This window comes from Paenibacillus sp. FSL R7-0345 (assembly GCF_038595055.1).
Lineage (GTDB): Bacteria > Bacillota > Bacilli > Paenibacillales > Paenibacillaceae > Paenibacillus_AQ.
In genome coordinates, this window is the sequence record NZ_CP152002.1 from 5,424,867 (window position 1) to 5,442,645 (window position 17,779).

Here is a 17,779-nt window from a genome sequence, read left to right on the forward strand (position 1 = left end):
TTATTGATTAATAATAGCTTTGACTTCAGAAGCCGCGGAATCCAGCTCCTCCTTGATGCTCTCTTTGCTGTATTTGCCCTTTACGCCGGCAACAATATCCCAGACGTTAGCAAAATGCTTCTGCAGCGCCGTTTCCGTTGGGCCCCATTGCGGGATGGCCGGATACGTTCTGCCGTATTTGGTTGCTTCCGAGAATGCTTTCATGTTGGCATCCAGATCCGGTGATTCCAGAAGAGACAACTTTGCAGGGAGCTGACCGGATACCTGTGCATAGGCTTTCTGCGCCTCATCCGAGGTCAGGTATTTGATAACCTCCCAGGTGGCTTCCTTGTTCTTGGAGCCGCTGAACACGGTCAGCTCGCTGCCGCCGACAAAGGTTGCCTGTCCGCCGGGACCGGCCGGAAGCGGAGCTACCGCAAAGTTTTTGGCCGCCTTCTTGTCATCCATACCCCCGTTAGCTTTTGGTGTGGCAAAGTTCTTGGCGAGCCAAGGTCCGGAGATGATTACCGCTGACTTGCCGTCGCCGAAATCGCTCTCAATCTGTGAAGAGTTCTTTTCAAGCGAAGACTTATCGACTAGGCCTTCATTCGCAAGCCCTGTGTAGAACATAACACCTTCCAGGCCCTTCTCTTCATTGAAGACTACATTCTTGTTGTCCTCAGACAGAACGTCGCCGCCTGCCGCCCAGATCCATGGGAAGATGTTATGCACAACGTTCCAGTCGTTTTTACCCGGAAGTCCCAGTGCAGCGATCTTCTTGCCGTCCACTGTTTGTCCGTTCACTGCTTCCAGCGCGCTCTTGAAGGAATCCCAATCCTTGAACGCGGTTTCCGTATTTACCCCGGCCTGCTCAAATACATCAGTCCGGTAGTAGATCGCCCGTGCATCAACAAACCAAGGGATGCCGTATACCTCGCTGTCACCCGCGATGGATGTCGTTTTCCAGATAGCCGGCAGGAAGGCTTCGGCACCGCCCACGTCAGCCACTTTATCGGTCACCTTGTCAATGCCGCCCATGCTGGCAATTGCCGGTACCCAGGTCGATCCAAGCTGAAGAATATCGGGGCCTTCACCGCTTGTAGCCGCGGTTGTGATCTTGGTCCAGGCGGAGCCCCAGTCCAGGACGGTTACTTTTACAGTGACATTCGGATGCTCTTTCAGGTACGGATCAAGGGTCTGAAGGAAGTCCGCATCCGGTTTGGGACTGTTCGGCATCACCCAGGCATTCAAGGTAACCGGCTTTGTACTTGGGGCCGCAGATGCCGTAGCCTCGCTGGATCCTTTCTGCTCTCCTCCGTTGTTAGAAGAATTTGAAGAATTGTTATTGCCTCCGCAACCGCTGACGGCCAATGAAAATGCCATAAGCAGCGCACTGATGGATACCGCTGTCTTTTTCACAATAAATCTCCCCCATTGTCATTTGAAGATCAGGGAGAACGGCTGCCCGTCCCCCATACTCTGATTATAAGAGCGTTTCTGGCCGCTCTAAATACCAAATCCCAAGCCTGTATAACAAATTATTAAGCATGCTCAGGGTGCAGCTACCGTTCCGTTGTTCGTCAACACAATATCATCAACCTCTACCGCAAGGTGACCCGTGCCTCCGTCAGCAATATTCCCCAGCTCAAATGAAATCCGGCCGATGGCTGTACTGCCTCCAGTGACATCAAACTCAAGCGTATACTCCGCATACTCCGTACCAAGGTCAACAATTTTACTTGCATACCCGTGCCAGGTGTAATTATTTGCGGCATCCAGCCAGCCGATACTGATGTTCATTTTGCGCGGTGCCTCCGCCTTCGCTTTAAAAGTGAGGGTATAATGATTCCCTTCGTTATAGGCCACACCCTCGTAATACACCTGCCGGTCCCAGCTGTTCGCTCCTGTAGAGCCCACCTGCATCCGCAATGCCCCGTTCACATTACCAATCGATAACTCTCCGCTGTCAGAGGAATAGGAGCTCCAGCCCTGGATCGGAGCTGAGAAATCTCCATTCGGGATCAGATTCTCGCCGTAGGCTTCTCCGGCAATCACCGGGTTTACCTGAAGCAGGGAAATGTTGCCGAGGGAGACAGTATGTGCTCCAAGCGGCTCCGTTATCTGGCCGAGACTGAATTGAAGCACAGCCGCGGCATCGCTTTCCGGAGCGGTGAAATAATATTCGAAGTGTCCGCCAGCCTCAGTCAGACTGGCTGTCTCATTCGCATACGCGGTCCAATTATTGTCCAAAGAGCCGTCATGCTGGACCAGTACCCGGATCAGCCTTGCTGCCGAAGCCTCCGCATCGAAGCGAAGCAGGTACTTCTTGCCCTTTTCCACCGGAATTGCGCCTTGTTTGACCTGTACATTCCATTCCTCGTCGCCGCTGCCGCCAAGGGCCACCTGCAGTACGCCATTCCCGGCAGACATTGCCGTATCCTTCACAGGATCATTGTCTACCCAGTCTTTCTTGAACAGCGTCCAGCCTTCGGTCGAATCGTCCTTGAATCCACCATTCACCACCATCTCTCGGGAAAGATCCAGCCAGGCCAGATTGTAGCCGTTGCCGCCGAGACGGAAATAATAGGTTCCTGCAGGCAAATCCAGCGGTGCCCCGATGACTGCGCGGTAGCTTTGAATTCCGCCTGTATCCCCGACTGCAGTCTTGTAGACGTCTGCCGTCACCACACTGCGCTTGCCCGCATCCAGTACGGTCAGCTCAAGTTCGGAATCCGCCTGTACACTGGATACGCGGGCTACCGGAACAATGCTTGCCCCCTGAGGAAGAACCACTTTGTATTCTGCGTAATCACCTTTATCCATACCGGCGACATCCTTGCCGCCCTCACCGCTTGGCAGCAGTTGAATTCCCGACGCGCCGGAATACTGGTCGCCTCTGAGATGAAGATACCCGTTTAATACAGGCGGATCGGACATCCGAACCAGACGCACATTGTCAATCTCCGGCTGACCGCCGGCCTTGCCAAGAAGGAACGACAGTGTACCTTCAGAGAAAGCTGAACCGGATAGTGAGATTTCCGCTGTATAATGCTTCCATTCCGGTGTCAGCGCGAGTGTTGATCCGTCAGGGTAGATGCTGTCCCCCCCGCCGGCCTCGAGCTTTATGCCAAGGAGGTCTGACTGATCTGACCTGGCATCAAAGCTCAGCTGATAGACTCCGCCCGCGGACAACGGCAGACCTGACTGGGTAAGTGTCACGTCTTCAGCCGATTCTCCCGGGTGCTCGACCGCAGCATGGAAAATGCGCTTCACAAGCGGCAGCTCCAGTGTGCTGATCACCTTGGCTTCAGCCGCTGCCCCCGATTCAGGCTTAACCATAAAGCTCCAATAGCCCAGCCGGTCTTTCCCCAGCTCAAATCCTCCATTGTACACGAGATTGCCGTCGGCAAGCGGAGTGCGGACTACAGGCAGAGGCTCTGTCTCGGCAACCCGGACGTTGGCGAAATAGGCCGTTGTATTATTAAGACCCAGGTTGAATTCAAAACGGACATTGTTGTCAGTCGCCTGTGTCATGGTAAAGCTGTATTCAAAGGACTGCCAATCCGGAGTAAGCTGGAAATTCCTCTCCTTGGAGTAGGCGGTCCATCCCCCGCCGTATTCAGTCAGCTTGCTCATCACCGGACGGACCGCATCCGCTTTGGCATCGAATGTTACCTTATAGGCCTTACCCCTCTCCAGAATAAGCGGCATCTGGGTGAGCTGAACGGAATAATTCTGGGTTCCCGCCTCCTCCAAGGACACCTTTACAGCCTTGCCCTTGTCCTTGTCGTCAATGACGGCCGTAGTTCCTGCTCCCCCGGCATTCGTAATAAGCTGCCAAAATTCCGGCAGACCCTGGGCTGCATTGCCGCTCAAATCTCCGTTGTAAATCTGGTTGCCGTCAGCAAGCACAGGACGCTGCGGAGCCGCATTTTCCGGTTTCTCCGGCCGCTTACCTGTTACATCTGGCCATTGATCCAGCTCCTTATACTTATAGACCCGTACATAATCGACATACATCTTATCCGAACGGAAGTCAGCGGCCGGGTCGCCCGGCCAATCTCCGCCGACTGCCAGATTAAGAATCATGTAGAACGGACGGTCGAACGGTGCAGGATACGTATAGTAATCCGGCTGGCCCTCTGCCTTGGTCCCCCAGTCGCTCGTTTCAAAATACAGGTTGCCGTCCACATAATAGCGGATCAGACCCGGGAGCCATTCAAGGGTGAAGTCATGATAATCGTCAGCAAATGTTGTACCTTCCGGCAAAACATAAGTCTTGGATTGGGAGATATGCGGAATGTCGTAATGAAGAGATCCATGTACCGTTCTCGGATACAGCTCCGCTTTTTCCGTATCGCCGGCCACCGGTCCGGTCAGCTCCATAATGTCCATTTCACCGCTCCCCGGCCATGGACCGTACTGCTTCTCTTCATCGGTCGGCATCATCCAGATCGCCGGCCACATTCCCTGCTGAATCGGCAGCTTGGCGCGTACTGTAAACTTACCGTAAGTCCAGTCCCCCTTAAGCTTTGAGGTCAGCTTGCCGGATGTGTATTCTTTCCCGCCGTAAGCTTCCTTTCGGGCTTCGAGTGCCAGTACGCTTTGGCCGCTCTCGGTTTCCAGGGAAACGTTATCCGGGTGATAATATTCCAGTTCATTGTTGTATACAGTTCCCGTATCCTGGATATTCCACTTCGACTCGTCAATGTGTGTTCCTTCGAACTCGTCATTCCAGACCATTTCCCACTGCTCCTCATCCGTAGACGGTGCAGGTGTCGCTGTCGCAGTTGGGGCAGGTGTAAAAGAAGCCGCCGGTGTCGGGCCGGGCGAAACCGCCGGTGAAGGTGCCGGTGTTGATGCCGCACCCTCACCGGCAGTTCCGTCCGCCGCTTGGGTTGCCGGAGCACTGGCCTGCGCTGAGGCTACGCCTCCGGTCAGGTTCCGCAGCGTCTCTCCTGGTTTCAGCTCTGTCCCGTTCATAAGCACCTTTCCGGCGCTTACCTCCAGCAAGCCGATTTGTCCCAGATTTATAATGGTTGATCCGGCGGCTCCGGCATCAACGGTGAGAACATCGGCCCGTGAGCCGGCTTCAATCTCTACTCGACTCCGCTTGTCTAATTCGATCCTGGCAGCCGTGCTTCCGTCTTCCAGCCGGAGCCGCACCGCTGTTCCGGGCTTGTCAACAACCGTCCGGTTCAGGGCGGATTGACGGAAGATCACCGAATGTTCACCGCCTCCGGAAATAAAAGTGTCGCCCTTCACTTTCACCCCGGTGAATGAGGCTTCCCCTTCTCCTGTTCCGGCGGTCACATAGAGATTTCCATTGACCGTTCCATCCTGGATGTGCACGTCCGGCCGGTTCACGATAACGTTGCCGGATACCGTCCCTACAGGATAGTTCCCCCCGGCCGGGCTGATCCATCCGATCATCCGGCTCAGCAGAACGGCCAGTTCGCCCCGGGTCATCTCCGATTTCGGATTCAGTTTTCCGGCCGGATCGCCTTGAACATAGCCCGAGGCAAGCATTGCACTGGCGGCTTCCCGTGCATAAGCGCTGACCGCTGCCCAGTCTGCCTGCACATTCAGCATATCCTGAGAAGGAGTTTCCAGCCGGAAGGCGCGGGCCAGCATCGTCATTGCGTCCTCACGCCGGACAGCCGCATCCGGCTGAAACTGCCCGTTCCCGTAGCCTTTGATTATCCCCGCTTCATTTACCTTGCTCACCTCAACGGCATACCAGGAAGAAGCGCTTACATCATTGAAACCGGCAATGCCTGTTGCAGTGTAACGGAACACCCGGCTGAGAATGGCTGCCAGCTCGGCCCGGGAGACTGCACGGTCCGGTTCAAATCTGCCGGTTGCTGTCCCCTGCAGAATGCCGGCCGCTGCCAGTCTGTCCGCTGCCGATGCTGCCCAATGCTGCTCCATATCCGTGAATTTCGGCATTTGGGCTGCGGCCGATACAGGCAGTTCTTCCGTAACGGCCGCATTTGCCAGGCCGCTGTTTACCGGAAGCTGAAAGCCCGACAGCAGCATAACAGCTACCAATACCCTGTTTAGTACTTTGCGGTACATTTAAAATTCCTCCCTGATGTAGAATTTTGCTGATTTCCGGCACATTCTCCGCTCCGGTAGATTTCAGTATAGAGTCCTCTCCCTGCACCGAACATACCAATTCCTTAGCAGGGATAACAAAGTTGCAACTTTTTAAAAAACAAAAAGACCCTATTTCCGGGCGGCCGTAGTGGCCATCCGGAAATAGGGTCCGGTACATCTTTTCAACTATTCCAAACGTACGTTATACCATTGAAATTATCAAGAGGATGCGTGGATTTGCGGGAAATCCTGAGCAATTTCTTCGCCTGAGAACAGATCGTCAAGCGAGCTGAGTGTGCCGTCTTCTTCAACCTGATAAACCGACATTTTTTCACCGTTGACCGTTAATTCAATAAAACAGCCCCAGCAATAGAACTGGTGTGAACCGATCTTGCCGATATCCTTGGAGTTGCAGTTTGGACACTTCATAAAATACATTCCACCTATCCGTTAACAATATTAATGGCTTTCTGTAGCCGTTCTTCGCTCATCGCGGGAACCAGCACGGCATTCTCCCCGATGGACATCTCTTCAGAACAAGGCAGCCATTTACGGCCTTCTATCAAATCCGTTACAAGCCCGTCACTGATTTCCAGCGCTACTATTGTGTTTCCCAACTTTTGGTCAAAATAAACATCCGATATCCGTCCCAGGTTACTTCCCGATGTAGTCAGCACCTGAAGATCCTTCAATTTGTTCTTTCCCAAAAGAAATGTATAGGGTATATGGTCAGTGTCGGCCTTAACAATCGACTCTTTATTGCGAATCATGATAGCGTCTTCGCCATATGCTACAATATCTTCCCATGCCACAACTTTCACATGACTGGAAAAAAGAGCCTTGCTTTCCAGTTCAATACCCGTAATATTCCAGTTTGAATCGAGAATACAATCGACAAGCTTGCCGACTTCGGTACCCTCCTCGACTTCATATACAGTGAGGCCAATCAAATCCTGAAGTTTCATGACTGCTAAAGTCTCCCCACTCTGAGTGTACTTACGAGTTCCCATAGAGTTGAAAGAAAGGTATCACCTGAGAACGGCGCCAGGATTGCAACAATCCCAAACCTATTTACGCAGCCGTTTCAGAATGGTTTCAACTTTTTGGGCAACGTACTCCATTTCTTCCTTAGTATTACCCAAACCTGTGCTAAAGCGAATCGCAGATTGCAAAAGTTCTGCCGGCAGCTTCATGGCCTGCAGTACATGGGAGATTTCCAGTGAACCGGAGGTGCAGGCAGAACCGCTGGCGGCGGCGATCCGCTCCATATCCAGGTTCATCAGCATCACATCTGTACCCGCTCCGGGAAAGCTGACATTCAGAATACCCGGCAAAAAATGCTGCGGGTTGCCGTTGACTGCATATCCGGCTTGTCCCACACGCTGATCCAGTCCGGCCAGCATTGTACCGCGCAGCTGCAGGGCATGCTCACGCCGCTGCTCCAGTCCCTGTACTGCCAGCTCTACCGCCTTGGCAAAACCGGCTGCACTTGCCAGACTTTCCGTTCCGGCCCGTCTGCCGCGCTCCTGCAGACCGCCATGCTGTCTTGGATGCAGCGGCGCACCGCGCCGTACATACAGGCCGCCGATGCCCTGCGGGCCGTTGATTTTGTGGGCGGTGAAGCTCATGTAATCCACCGGCAGCTCACGCAGTGCGATCGGCAGCATTCCAAGGGCTTGGACCGCATCAACGTGGAACAGAATTCCCCGTTCAGCTGCCAGACTGCCGATTTCTTCAATCGGCTGCACCGTTCCAACCTCATTATTGGCAAACATCACACTGATCAATACGGTATCTTCCCTCAGGGCTGCTTCAACATCCGAAGCTGACACCCGTCCAGTGGAATCCACCGGCAGATAGGTGATGGAGTAGCCCTGCCGCTTCAGTTCCTCGCAGGTATGCAGGACCGCATGATGCTCAACCGCAGTAGTAATGATATGTTTACCTTTCTGCACAGTGGCAGCTGCAGCGCCCAGCAGCGCCAGGTTGTCGCTTTCGGTGCCGCCGCTTGTAAACACCCATTCATCCGGCGCACAGCCCAAAAAGCCCGCGATCGTATCGCGCGCGCCGTTGATAATCTTTTTGGCAGCACGTCCGGAATGATGCACGCTGGACGCGTTGCCGTATTCTTCAGTCAGTATATGGTATATGACCTTGGCCACCTCCGGATGAACCGGGGTTGAGGCGGCATGGTCCAAATAGATGGATTTCATACTTGTTTCTCCGCTTCTTGAAATTAAAATTCAGGTTTTCTTAAGGCTTCTCGATTATACTGCTGAATGCCGTCTTTTACCACCCGCCAAAGAACACAATGCTGTAACATTTGAATCTATTAGGCCGATGAATAGAATAATGCAGATTCGTCCATTGTAATATGTAAAAACCTGCTGCACTGAAAGCCTGGAGCCTTCAGTATTCAGCAGCTTCAAAGTCCCGCCATTATACCAGCTCTTTCAGCCTGTCCGGAAGCTCTTGCTCGGAGATTACTCTGATCCCGTTTCTGCGCAGCAGGGCGGCTGTAACACCTTCACCGGGGATTTTCACACCTGCAAACTCTCCGTTATAGACCATAGTACTCCCGCAGGAAGGGCTGTTCTGCTTAAGTACCACGACCGATGCATTATATTGGCGGGCCGTCTCCAGTGTGATCCGTGCACCATCCAGATACATCCCGGTGACATCATTACCCGACCGGTCCAGCACCTTAGCTTTGCCGTCCAGCACATCTGTACCCGTACCGCCGGTAATTTCCGCCGATTCCCGTGGTGTCATGAAGCCGCCCAGCAGCTCCGGGCAAACCGTGACCGCCTTGCCGCTGTCAAGCAGCTGCTTCAGGCTGTCTTCCAGACAATCTGTTCCATTATACCGCACCTTCATCCCTGCCAGGCAGGAGCTGATCAGAATCATATGTATTCTCCTCCCTTAACTTCACGCATGTCCGCAGCATGAACTATAATAACAAATATATTTGGACAAAATCCAGGAGGTACTTTGAGTTATGTGCGGAAGATATACCATTACCGTAACGCTGGACGAATTGATGATGCGGTATTTCATAGACGAAGCTCCGCAGATCCATTACGTTCCCAAATACAATGCTGCACCGGTTCAGCATATTCCTGCGGTCATCCATGACGGGAGGCGCAACCGGCTGGGTACACTGCGCTGGGGACTTATCCCCTCCTGGGCCAGAGATGACAAGGGCGGGAGCACAAGAATCAATGCCCGCGCAGAATCACTGCTGGAAAAGGCCTCCTTCAAAGGACTGCTCCGCTCCCGTCGCTGCATCATTCCTGCAGACGGCTTCTATGAATGGAAGCAGGGCCCGGACGGTAAACAGCCTATGCGGATTGTGCTGCCGGAGCGCCGCATCTTTTCACTGGCCGGATTATATGATATCAGGACGGACATGGACGGCAACAAGCTGAGCACCTGCACAATTATCACTACAGAACCTAACAGCCTTATGGCAGACATCCATAACCGGATGCCTGTGATCCTTCCCCCTGAAGCTGAAACACAGTGGCTTGACCGCAGCAACGAAGATGTCTCTGCTCTGCTCCGGCTGCTTCAGCCTTATGACGCCGCACAGATGCGGGCATACCCGGTGTCTACGGCCGTAGGCAATGTAAGAAATGATTATCCTGAGCTTATTAAGGAAGCCTGATTAAACTGCACAGCCGTACATTTTTTAGTAGTGCTCTTCTGGAAAGTTTTCATTTTTACGCATTATGCCCTAAACTACAGAAGTGGTACTATGACCTTTGGGTCATTGATCTTTCAGCAGACCGGCAAACCCTATGTGCAAATCATTAAAACTTTGTCATATCTCACATTTTGCGTGTAAACTACAAACAGTTGGTTTAATAATCCACATAGCGTTTTAAACAGCATACAGTAAGAGGAGACAATATTTTGCAAAATTCAAAACTTCAACAAGCGATCGCTGAAGGAGCTCTGCTCGAGATCCATCTGATCAGCGGTGAAACGTATAGAGGCACAGGTGAAAAAGGTCATTCCGCGGAATCCTTTGAGTTCAAAACAGACAAAGGCTCTTTAAACCTGCCATTCTGGACCATTAAGCGCTACAAAAGAATATAAACGGCAGTTATCCGGCATTATCTCCCTCACCCCTCCTTCCGTTCCTCCCTTTCTTTTTCTACTAATCCGGCTCTCCCCCTTGACCCTCAGCAGATAAAAAAGACCCCGCCGGAACCGGCAGGGTTTCAAGAGGGACATGAACGAACATTACATACTTTTGGGGATACGTTTAGTTTAGCACCGTTTTGTTTCTGGAATGTCAGGCCCAGGTAAGAAGACCGTAAACTTCGTTAACAAAAAGGAACCCCGCCGGCGTCCGGCAGGGTCTGAAGAAACTATACAAAAAAGGGGATGTCCTTACTATACCGCCTTTAGCTTAACCCCTGATGAAATTATGCTGAAGACCCGCTTAAAGTGTGCCGTCCCCTTTTCTTTTGGGCAGCTTGGCTTTGGCCAGTGTCGTTCCCTGCGGGAAGGATCTGAGCCGGCTTTTGGAGATGCCGATCTGCTGGGAGGTATAAATCCCCGTATGCCCCGAAAATAGATAGCTCACCAGGCAGGCGATAAAGAAGTACACCGCCCCATCCCCTCCGAACAATTCAATACCCATCAAAAAACAGGCGATTGGCGTATTGGCGGCACCGCAGAACACGGCAATAAAACCGAGTCCGGCCAAAAAAGGACCGTAAAGGTGCAGCCATCCGGCTAACGCATGCCCTAAAGTAGCGCCAATGGCAAATAAAGGGGTAACTTCTCCGCCCTGAAAGCCGGCTCCAAGCGTCAGCGAGGTAAACACCAGCTTGCCCAGAAAGGCAAACGGCGGGACATCTCCGGTAAAAGAAGCCTCTATCAGCGGCAGTCCCAGCCCCAGATAATCCCTCGTTCCCAGCACATATACCAGGATAATAATCACCACACCGCCGGCGGCACTTTTTAGAACAGGATTATGGAACAGGCGGGTATACCCTTTTTTCAGCGCATGGGTCAGTTCACTGAACAGTGTACTCGCCAGGCCGAACAGCACGGAAGCCAGCACAACCTTGAGTACTACCATTAAGGAAAGAGGAGGAATATCCCCGATCGGATAATGCAAATGGGTAACGCCCCAAAGAGAAGTTGCAGTAAGATTCCCGACAAAGCTGGCTGCAAAAGCAGGAATGAGCGCTTCATGACTGATCAGCCCGATGGCAAGCACTTCAAGACCAAATACCGTTCCGGCCAAAGGTGTTCCGAAAATAGAACCAAATCCGCCGCTGATCCCGCATATCAGTAAAATCCTCCGGTCAACAGGCTTCACTCTGAGCATTCTCCCGAGCCAGTCCGCCAGGCTCCCGCCCATCTGCACGGCTGTTCCCTCGCGCCCCGCAGAGCCGCCGAACAAATGGGTCACCAGTGTTCCGAATAAGACCAGCGGAGCCATTCTCAGCGGCACAGTCTCACTGTCCGTCTGAATCTGCTCGAGAATCAGATTATTTCCCTTTGCGCTGCTGCCCCCGTATCTGGAATACAGATAGCTGACCAGCGCTCCCCCAAGCGGAAGCAGGAACAGCAGCCACGGATTGGCTACTCTCACCCCGGTTACGTAGTCCAGACTCTTCAGAAAAAAAGCGGACGCTGTTCCGGCAAGCACCCCCACTCCGCTGCCGAGCACAATCCACTTCAGCAGGGTGCCCCAGGCTGCGGCAAACCACCATTTTTCTAACATTACAGACCCTCTCTGTCTCCACCGATCCATACCGTTCTTCCCTTCATAATTAAGCTATAAATAACGTTGTACATAGACTCGCACATAAAGTGGTACATAAAAAAACAGACTCCTACCAGGAATATGCTTCGCTGGTAGGAGTCATTAGCCTCTCGGCAGTTAATGGCGAACTCCATCGCCTTTATTCCTCAAATATAAAACATGTAATTATCAGCCTTGTTTTCCTCTTTATAATTAATCAAATCGGACAAGGTAGTGGAATCCAGCACATCGGCAATGCCGTCGCGGATACGCAGCCAGAGGTCACGTTTGGCCGGATCGTCCTCTTCGGTGAAATCAACCGGTGAGATCGGTCCTTCCAGCACACGGATAATATCTCCGGCAGTAATGGTTGCGGAATCACGAGACAGAATATATCCGCCGTAAGCTCCCCGGATGCTCTTTACAAGTCCGGCATTACGCAGCGGGGCAATCAGCTGCTCCAGATAATGCTCGGACAATCCGTTTTTTTCGGCAATGCTTTTTAGTGATGTTGGACCCTCGCCGAATTTCAGGGCAAGCTCCATCATAATGGTCAATCCGTAACGTCCTTTTGTTGATATTTTCAAAGGGGCACCTCTTTCGGTTTAATTGCTGCATTTGTAGTTCACGATAAGCTAAGTAGACATTGTGAGCAATGTCATATCAACGTATTCCGATGTTTGCTCTATGCTTATGTTATCATATCTGCGGACACATTTGCAGCGTCAAAGTCATTTTTTTGGCAGATTGTTCGCCACTGGTGGACAAATTGTCAAAATCGCCGCTGTTTCTGCACCAAATTCCCCTGTCCTCAGGCAGTTTAGAGTAGACAGGTATGTTATAATACAAAATGAGCCGGGTGTTCAGTGGGGATAACCGGTATTTTGTGCATAGAAAATGGTGATTGGAATGACAAAGGCTAAACAGGATACACGTGTCGTCGTCGGCATGTCCGGGGGAGTCGATTCCTCCGTTACGGCGCTCCTGCTCAAGCAGCAGGGCTATGACGTCATCGGCATCTTTATGAAGAACTGGGACGATACCGACGAATTCGGAGTGTGCACTGCCGAGACCGACGCCGAGGATGTGCGCCGTGTATGTGAGCAGATTGATATCCCTTACTATACCGTTAATTTCGAAAAGGAATACTTTGATAAAGTCTTTTCCTATTTCCTCGATGAATATAAGGCAGGCCGGACACCTAATCCGGATGTCATGTGCAACCGGGAGATCAAGTTCGGGGAATTCCTGAATAAGGCGCTGCAGCTGGGTGCGGATTATGTGGCCACCGGCCATTACGCCCGTGTGATCGATGAGGATGGTGTGTTCAAGCTGCTGCGCGGCGTGGACAACAACAAGGATCAGACCTACTTCCTGAATGCGCTGAACCAGAGCCAGCTGTCAAAGGCCATGTTCCCGATCGGCCATCTGCCGAAGCCGGAAGTACGGAGAATTGCCGAAGAAGCCGGTCTGTATACTGCGAAGAAAAAAGACAGCACCGGCGTCTGCTTTATCGGCGAACGCAATTTCCGCGAATTCCTCAGCCAGTATCTGCCGGCGCAATCCGGAGATATGGTTGATATCGCCACCGGCGAAGTAAAAGGCCGGCATGACGGCCTGATGTACTACACGCTAGGACAGCGGCAGGGACTGGGAATCGGCGGCTCAGGCAACGGAGAGCCCTGGTTCGTGGCCGAAAAGGACCTGGAGAAGAATATTCTCTATGTTGTGCAGGGGGACAAGCATCACAGCCTGTATTCCACCAGCCTGACCGCCTCCGGCGTGAACTGGATCGACGGCCGGACCCTTGCGCCTGGTGATGTGCCGCTGAAATGTACTGCCAAGTTCCGCTACCGTCAGCCTGACCAGGGCGTCACACTGACTGCACGGGAAGACGGTAACGTCGATGTTCAGTTTGATGTGCCGCAAAAGGCGATCACACCGGGACAGGCCGTTGTCTTCTACCTGGACGAGCAGTGTCTGGGCGGCGGAACGATTGAAGTAGCGGAGAAGGTTGTGCCGCAGCCTCAGGGGTAATTCCTGTACGGATATTATAATTAAACCTCCAGCTGTACTTAGGCAGGATCAACAAAAACCCCTTTGGCATAAGCCAAAGGGGTTTTTGTTGTTAAACTTGAATTCAGAAATAAAATTGCGGGTACAAAAAATTATTCTGCAGCAATCCCTTTATCAGCAGATACTGCAATGTTATATCTGTACATTCCTGTTCCATCACCGATGAAATAGTTCAGGACACGATTGTTAACCGGAACAAGTGCAGCGCGGTACAGGGTTGGGAATACAGGGATTTCCTCAACCATCAGCGCTTGCCATTCTTTGTAGATTTCTTTACGTTTCTCTACATCAAACGCAGCTTCAGATACACCTTCCGCCATCAGACGGTCGCTTTCTTCATTTGCATAGCGCGGGAAGTTATAAATTGCATCGCGGCCGTAGAGTCCTTGCGGATCAACGTCGATACCCACGGTCCAAGCACCCTGGTAGACGTCAACCGAAGGATCATCTTCGCCGTTGCTGCCTACACGGTCATAGAATGTATTGAACTCAACCATTTCCAGCGTTACATTCAGACCGATTGCTTTCCAGGATTGCACATAATATTGAGCCAGCGGCTCAGCAATATCCGAACCGGTCATAGAGATAAAATTGATGGTCAACGGCGTGCCATCCGGATTCGTACGGAACTCACCGCTAAGTTTATAGCCTGCATCTTCCAGAGTCTGCTTTGCTGCTTCCGGATCATAAGGCATACCCGGATTGCTGTCATCATGGAATTCAGGATGGGATGGCGGAATCAGTGTTGTTGCATTCCAGCGCAGGCCGTGATAGAAGTTTTTACCGACAGCATCATTATCAACTGCCTGCCACATAGCTTTACGCAGAGCTACATTTGCCATTTTGGCATTTGGATCAGGCGCAACTACATTATTAGTCGCATCCCATTTACCCAGCTTGAAGCCGATGTAAGTATAAGCGCGGTCAACTGCGCCAAGATATTCAACGTTAGATAGACCGGAGTTATCAGGGAACTGATCTATCGGGAAGTTGTCGACCGCATCGATATTCCCAGCCTTTAGCTCCTGCACAACTGTAGTCGGAGGAACAACCTTCAGCACAACCTTATCCAGCTTGGGAGCACCACGCCAGTAATCTTCATTCTTAACATATACAACAGATTCGCCCGGTACGATGCTTTCCACTTTGAACGGACCAAAACCGACTGGTTTTTGGCGGACCTCAGGAGAAGCCGCGATTTTGGCAACATCCATGGTTCCGAAGATATGCTTAGCCAGCGGATAAATCCAAATACTTCCTGTCAACAGGGAAGGAGTGGATTTCACATAAGTAATTTCTAACTGCTTCTCATTAAGCACTTTGATCCCTGAGATGGTCTTCGCAGTGCCGGCATGATACTCTTCCATACCAACAATATTGGTGAAATCGGAGCCGTAACGCGGACCGTCATAAGCCGGGTTACCAATAACTTCATGGGCAAACAGCCAATCCTCAGCAGTAACCGGCTTGCCGTCATGCCAGTTTACATTGTCACGGATGGTGAAGGTGAAGGTGCGTCCGTCTTCTGAGACTTCATAGGTAGCCGCCCCGTCATTGGTGTACACATAGTCTTTATCCCAGGTCAGCAGACCTTCGTCAAACCAATCAAGAACCTCAGCATCCGGAGCACCGGAATAGAAGTTAAAGTTCAAAGTGCCTTCAAAAGGAGTATCAGATACAAGGCCAAAGTTAAGTGTACCGCCTTCAATGGCTTCACCCTGATTGGTCTTAATCTTGCTGAAATCTGCAATGTTGTACAGGCCATCCTCTGCTGCAGGAGCAGTTGTCGGAGCGGCAGTAGCTGCGGCATCCGTGGCTGCGGCGGTGGCTGAAGGCTCAGCTGCCTCATTGTTACCTGATCCGCAGGCAGTAACAGCAAGTGACAGGACAAGCAGCAGACTGACTAGCATTGTCTTTCCGGTTTTTCTTTTTCTCATACTTGTTTCTTCCTCCCTTATTATCCTCTTCTTTGTCTTGCGTCCGTCGCACGCTTCAGCGCCTGACCGACATTATTTATACTCAACATCAACACCAGGATCAGCAGTGATGCGGGTAACCAGATCCACCATCTGGACTGCAGAGTCTGCGGGTTGCGGGCATAGCTGACAAGCGTACCCAGACTCGGTGTACTTTCGGGAAACCCGAAGCCAAGGAAGGATAATCCCGACTCAAGCCCGATGTTAGCTGCAAGATTCAGCGTCATCGTTACGATGATAATCGAACTGAGATTCGGCATCACCTGCTTGAAGATAATCTTCAGATGGGAAGAACCGAGTGTACGGGAAGCCTGAACATATTCAAGCTCTTTCTCCTGCAATGTCTTGGAACGGATCAGCCTGGCGATCCCCATCCACAGGAATGCTGTCATAATGAGCGAAAAGGTTAGTGTGTTATATTTTGGAACGGCCGTTACAAAAGCAATGACCATCATCAGCATCGGCAGAATCATGAAAAAGTCAACCAGACGCATGAACAGATTATCAATAAGGCCCCCGAAATATCCGGAAACCAGTCCGATTGTAATTCCGATAACCCCGGTCATCAGGGTAACCATAATACCTATACTCAGCGAGTTGCGTGTGCCGATAATGAGCTGTCCGAATACATCACGGCCGCCGTAATCGGTACCCAGCCAGAACTTGGCTGAAGGCTTTTTATATAGAGAGAACAGGTCAACCTTTACAATCTCCTGCTGGTTGAGGAACAGGGCAGTCCCGAACACTCCGATAAAGACCAGAGCCAGAAAGATCAGGGAAGTCAGTGCCAGCTTATCTCTAAAAATTTCCCGCCAGATAATGCTCCAGCCTGACGGGCTTTTTTCGATATTGTGCGGGAGCGGGAGCTCAGCGCTTGATTTTGCCATTTCATTTCACCTCAGTATAGGTTCTGATCCTTATTTAATCCGGATGCGCGGATCAACGATGCTTAATATGATGTCAGACAGCAGCGAACCAATGATAGTAGCAATCCCATATAGCAGCACTATCGCTGTCACCACGGTAAAATCGCGGATGACGATCGAGCCCAGGAACAGCTGGCCCATGCCGGGATAACTGAAGATGCTCTCTACAAAGATGGTTCCTCCGATAAGTCCTGTCAGCTCATATCCGAAAAAGGCGGCTATCGGCAGCAGTGAGTTGCGCAGAATGTGGCGGTTATACACCCGCGATTCTGAAGCCCCCTTTGCTCTGGCGGTAAGAATGAAATCCTTCTGCTTCGTATCAATAATCTCATTACGCAGATACTGGACCGTACCTACAGTCGTAATTAAAGCGATAGATAAGGCCGGCAGCAGCAAATGATAAATTTTATCGAGCACATAGCTGAAGCTTCCGGGAACCGCACCTGGCGATACGCTTCCCCCGGTCGGAAACCATGAGAAATAGAAGCCGAACATCCAGAGCATTACAAGCGCTACAATAAACAGGGGAGCAGCGAATCCGATATAGGTATAGCCGGTAATCAGGCGGTCGCCCCATGTATCATTGAAGCGTCCGCTGAGAATGCCAAGCGGGATAGCAATCAGATATGTAAGAATCAGCGTAGCCAGCGACAGCCAGAGGGTGTTCATCATCCGCTGGCCGATCAGCTCGGTCACCGGCATTTTGAAGTTGAAGGACTGGCCCAGATCGCCTTGGACAGCATTGCTGATCCAGTTCCAGTATTGGATGTGCCAGGGATCATTCAGACCCAGCCTTTCCCGCATTGCCTCAATTGCTGCCGGATCAATATTCGGATCAAGCATCCCGGTAAGTGCATCGCCCGGCATAGCTTTGGCCATCAGAAATACTAGAATACTCAATAGAAATACCTGGGGAATCATAATTAACAATCTTCGTACAATAATCTTCCACATAC

The 17,779-nt window shown here is 51.6% G+C and carries 14 protein-coding genes and 1 riboswitch; of the genes, 3 read left to right on the forward strand and 11 right to left on the reverse strand.

All coding sequences use genetic code 11. The features are described 5' to 3' along the window. From NST84_RS23405 to NST84_RS23430, 6 genes are all read right to left on the reverse strand, one after another. Positions 1-1,398: a sugar ABC transporter substrate-binding protein gene (locus NST84_RS23405; RefSeq protein WP_342562519.1), complete on the reverse strand. Its 1,398-nt coding sequence runs from the start codon at positions 1,396-1,398 to the stop codon at positions 1-3. Positions 1,399-1,530: 132 nt separating this feature from the next. After that, positions 1,531-6,057, reverse strand: a complete 4,527-nt coding sequence (locus tag NST84_RS23410; protein WP_342562520.1) for a carbohydrate binding domain-containing protein — start codon at positions 6,055-6,057, stop codon at positions 1,531-1,533. A 240-nt stretch (positions 6,058-6,297) separates the two neighbouring features. Continuing rightward, a complete protein-coding gene (locus NST84_RS23415) occupies positions 6,298-6,507 on the reverse strand; it encodes a hypothetical protein (protein WP_042179559.1) in 210 nt (69 codons plus the stop codon). Between the two features lie 14 nt (positions 6,508-6,521). After that, on the reverse strand, positions 6,522-7,043 hold the full coding sequence (locus NST84_RS23420; protein WP_342562521.1) for a PRC-barrel domain-containing protein: 522 nt from the start codon (positions 7,041-7,043) through the stop codon (positions 6,522-6,524). A gap of 102 nt (positions 7,044-7,145) precedes the next feature. Further along, on the reverse strand, positions 7,146-8,291 hold the full coding sequence (locus NST84_RS23425) for a cysteine desulfurase family protein (protein WP_342562522.1): 1,146 nt from the start codon (positions 8,289-8,291) through the stop codon (positions 7,146-7,148). 226 nt (positions 8,292-8,517) lie between these two features. Next, a complete protein-coding gene (locus tag NST84_RS23430) occupies positions 8,518-8,985 on the reverse strand; it encodes a DUF523 domain-containing protein (RefSeq protein ID WP_342562523.1) in 468 nt (155 codons plus the stop codon). Positions 8,986-9,076: 91 nt separating this feature from the next. On the opposite strand from NST84_RS23430, the gene NST84_RS23435 reads away from it, so the two are divergent. Together NST84_RS23435 and NST84_RS23440 are read left to right on the forward strand one after the other, a co-directional pair. Next, positions 9,077-9,745 carry an SOS response-associated peptidase gene (locus NST84_RS23435; RefSeq protein ID WP_342562524.1) on the forward strand — a complete coding sequence of 223 codons (669 nt, stop codon included), beginning with the start codon at positions 9,077-9,079 and terminating at the stop codon, positions 9,743-9,745. Positions 9,746-9,993: 248 nt separating this feature from the next. Next, a complete protein-coding gene (locus NST84_RS23440) occupies positions 9,994-10,179 on the forward strand; it encodes a hypothetical protein (RefSeq protein ID WP_342562525.1) in 186 nt (61 codons plus the stop codon). A 349-nt stretch (positions 10,180-10,528) separates the two neighbouring features. Here NST84_RS23440 and NST84_RS23445 read toward each other — a convergent pair whose 3' ends face one another. Beyond that, positions 10,529-11,824 carry a voltage-gated chloride channel family protein gene (locus NST84_RS23445; RefSeq protein ID WP_342562526.1) on the reverse strand — a complete coding sequence of 432 codons (1,296 nt, stop codon included), beginning with the start codon at positions 11,822-11,824 and terminating at the stop codon, positions 10,529-10,531. Between the two features lie 128 nt (positions 11,825-11,952). Further along, a riboswitch (Fluoride riboswitch) is annotated at positions 11,953-12,013 on the reverse strand. Further along, positions 12,013-12,432: an Rrf2 family transcriptional regulator gene (locus NST84_RS23450; RefSeq protein ID WP_342562527.1), complete on the reverse strand. Its 420-nt coding sequence runs from the start codon at positions 12,430-12,432 to the stop codon at positions 12,013-12,015. (Overlaps the previous riboswitch by 1 nt.) Before the next feature lie 322 nt (positions 12,433-12,754). Here NST84_RS23450 and mnmA point away from each other — a divergent pair, with 322 nt between their 5' ends. Further along, a complete protein-coding gene (mnmA, locus tag NST84_RS23455) occupies positions 12,755-13,882 on the forward strand; it encodes a tRNA 2-thiouridine(34) synthase MnmA (protein ID WP_342562528.1) in 1,128 nt (375 codons plus the stop codon). 131 nt (positions 13,883-14,013) lie between these two features. Here the strand turns inward: mnmA and NST84_RS23460 are convergent, their stop codons facing one another. Genes NST84_RS23460 through opp4B form a run of 3 tightly spaced genes read right to left on the reverse strand, consistent with a single transcriptional unit; the run spans position 14,014 to position 17,777 of the window. Next, on the reverse strand, positions 14,014-15,858 hold the full coding sequence (locus NST84_RS23460) for an oligopeptide ABC transporter substrate-binding protein (RefSeq protein ID WP_342562529.1): 1,845 nt from the start codon (positions 15,856-15,858) through the stop codon (positions 14,014-14,016). A gap of 20 nt (positions 15,859-15,878) precedes the next feature. After that, on the reverse strand, positions 15,879-16,784 hold the full coding sequence (locus NST84_RS23465; RefSeq protein ID WP_342562530.1) for an ABC transporter permease: 906 nt from the start codon (positions 16,782-16,784) through the stop codon (positions 15,879-15,881). 30 nt (positions 16,785-16,814) lie between these two features. After that, complete coding sequence (gene opp4B, locus NST84_RS23470; RefSeq protein WP_042200996.1) at positions 16,815-17,777, reverse strand: oligopeptide ABC transporter permease; 963 nt, start codon at positions 17,775-17,777, stop codon at positions 16,815-16,817. Positions 17,778-17,779 lie beyond the last annotated feature (2 nt).

Coding starts and splice junctions, on each gene's coding strand:
- NST84_RS23430 (WP_342562523.1), bottom strand. CDS start 8,985: ATGATTCTGATCAGCTCCTGCCTGGCAGGGATGAAGGTGCGGTATAAT.
- NST84_RS23415 (WP_042179559.1), bottom strand. CDS start 6,507: ATGAAGTGTCCAAACTGCAACTCCAAGGATATCGGCAAGATCGGTTCA.
- NST84_RS23445 (WP_342562526.1), bottom strand. CDS start 11,824: ATGTTAGAAAAATGGTGGTTTGCCGCAGCCTGGGGCACCCTGCTGAAG.
- NST84_RS23465 (WP_342562530.1), bottom strand. CDS start 16,784: ATGGCAAAATCAAGCGCTGAGCTCCCGCTCCCGCACAATATCGAAAAA.
- NST84_RS23435 (WP_342562524.1), top strand. CDS start 9,077: ATGTGCGGAAGATATACCATTACCGTAACGCTGGACGAATTGATGATG.
- NST84_RS23420 (WP_342562521.1), bottom strand. CDS start 7,043: ATGAAACTTCAGGATTTGATTGGCCTCACTGTATATGAAGTCGAGGAG.
- NST84_RS23425 (WP_342562522.1), bottom strand. CDS start 8,291: ATGAAATCCATCTATTTGGACCATGCCGCCTCAACCCCGGTTCATCCG.
- opp4B (WP_042200996.1), bottom strand. CDS start 17,777: ATGTGGAAGATTATTGTACGAAGATTGTTAATTATGATTCCCCAGGTA.
- NST84_RS23460 (WP_342562529.1), bottom strand. CDS start 15,858: ATGAGAAAAAGAAAAACCGGAAAGACAATGCTAGTCAGTCTGCTGCTT.
- NST84_RS23410 (WP_342562520.1), bottom strand. CDS start 6,057: ATGTACCGCAAAGTACTAAACAGGGTATTGGTAGCTGTTATGCTGCTG.
- mnmA (WP_342562528.1), top strand. CDS start 12,755: ATGACAAAGGCTAAACAGGATACACGTGTCGTCGTCGGCATGTCCGGG.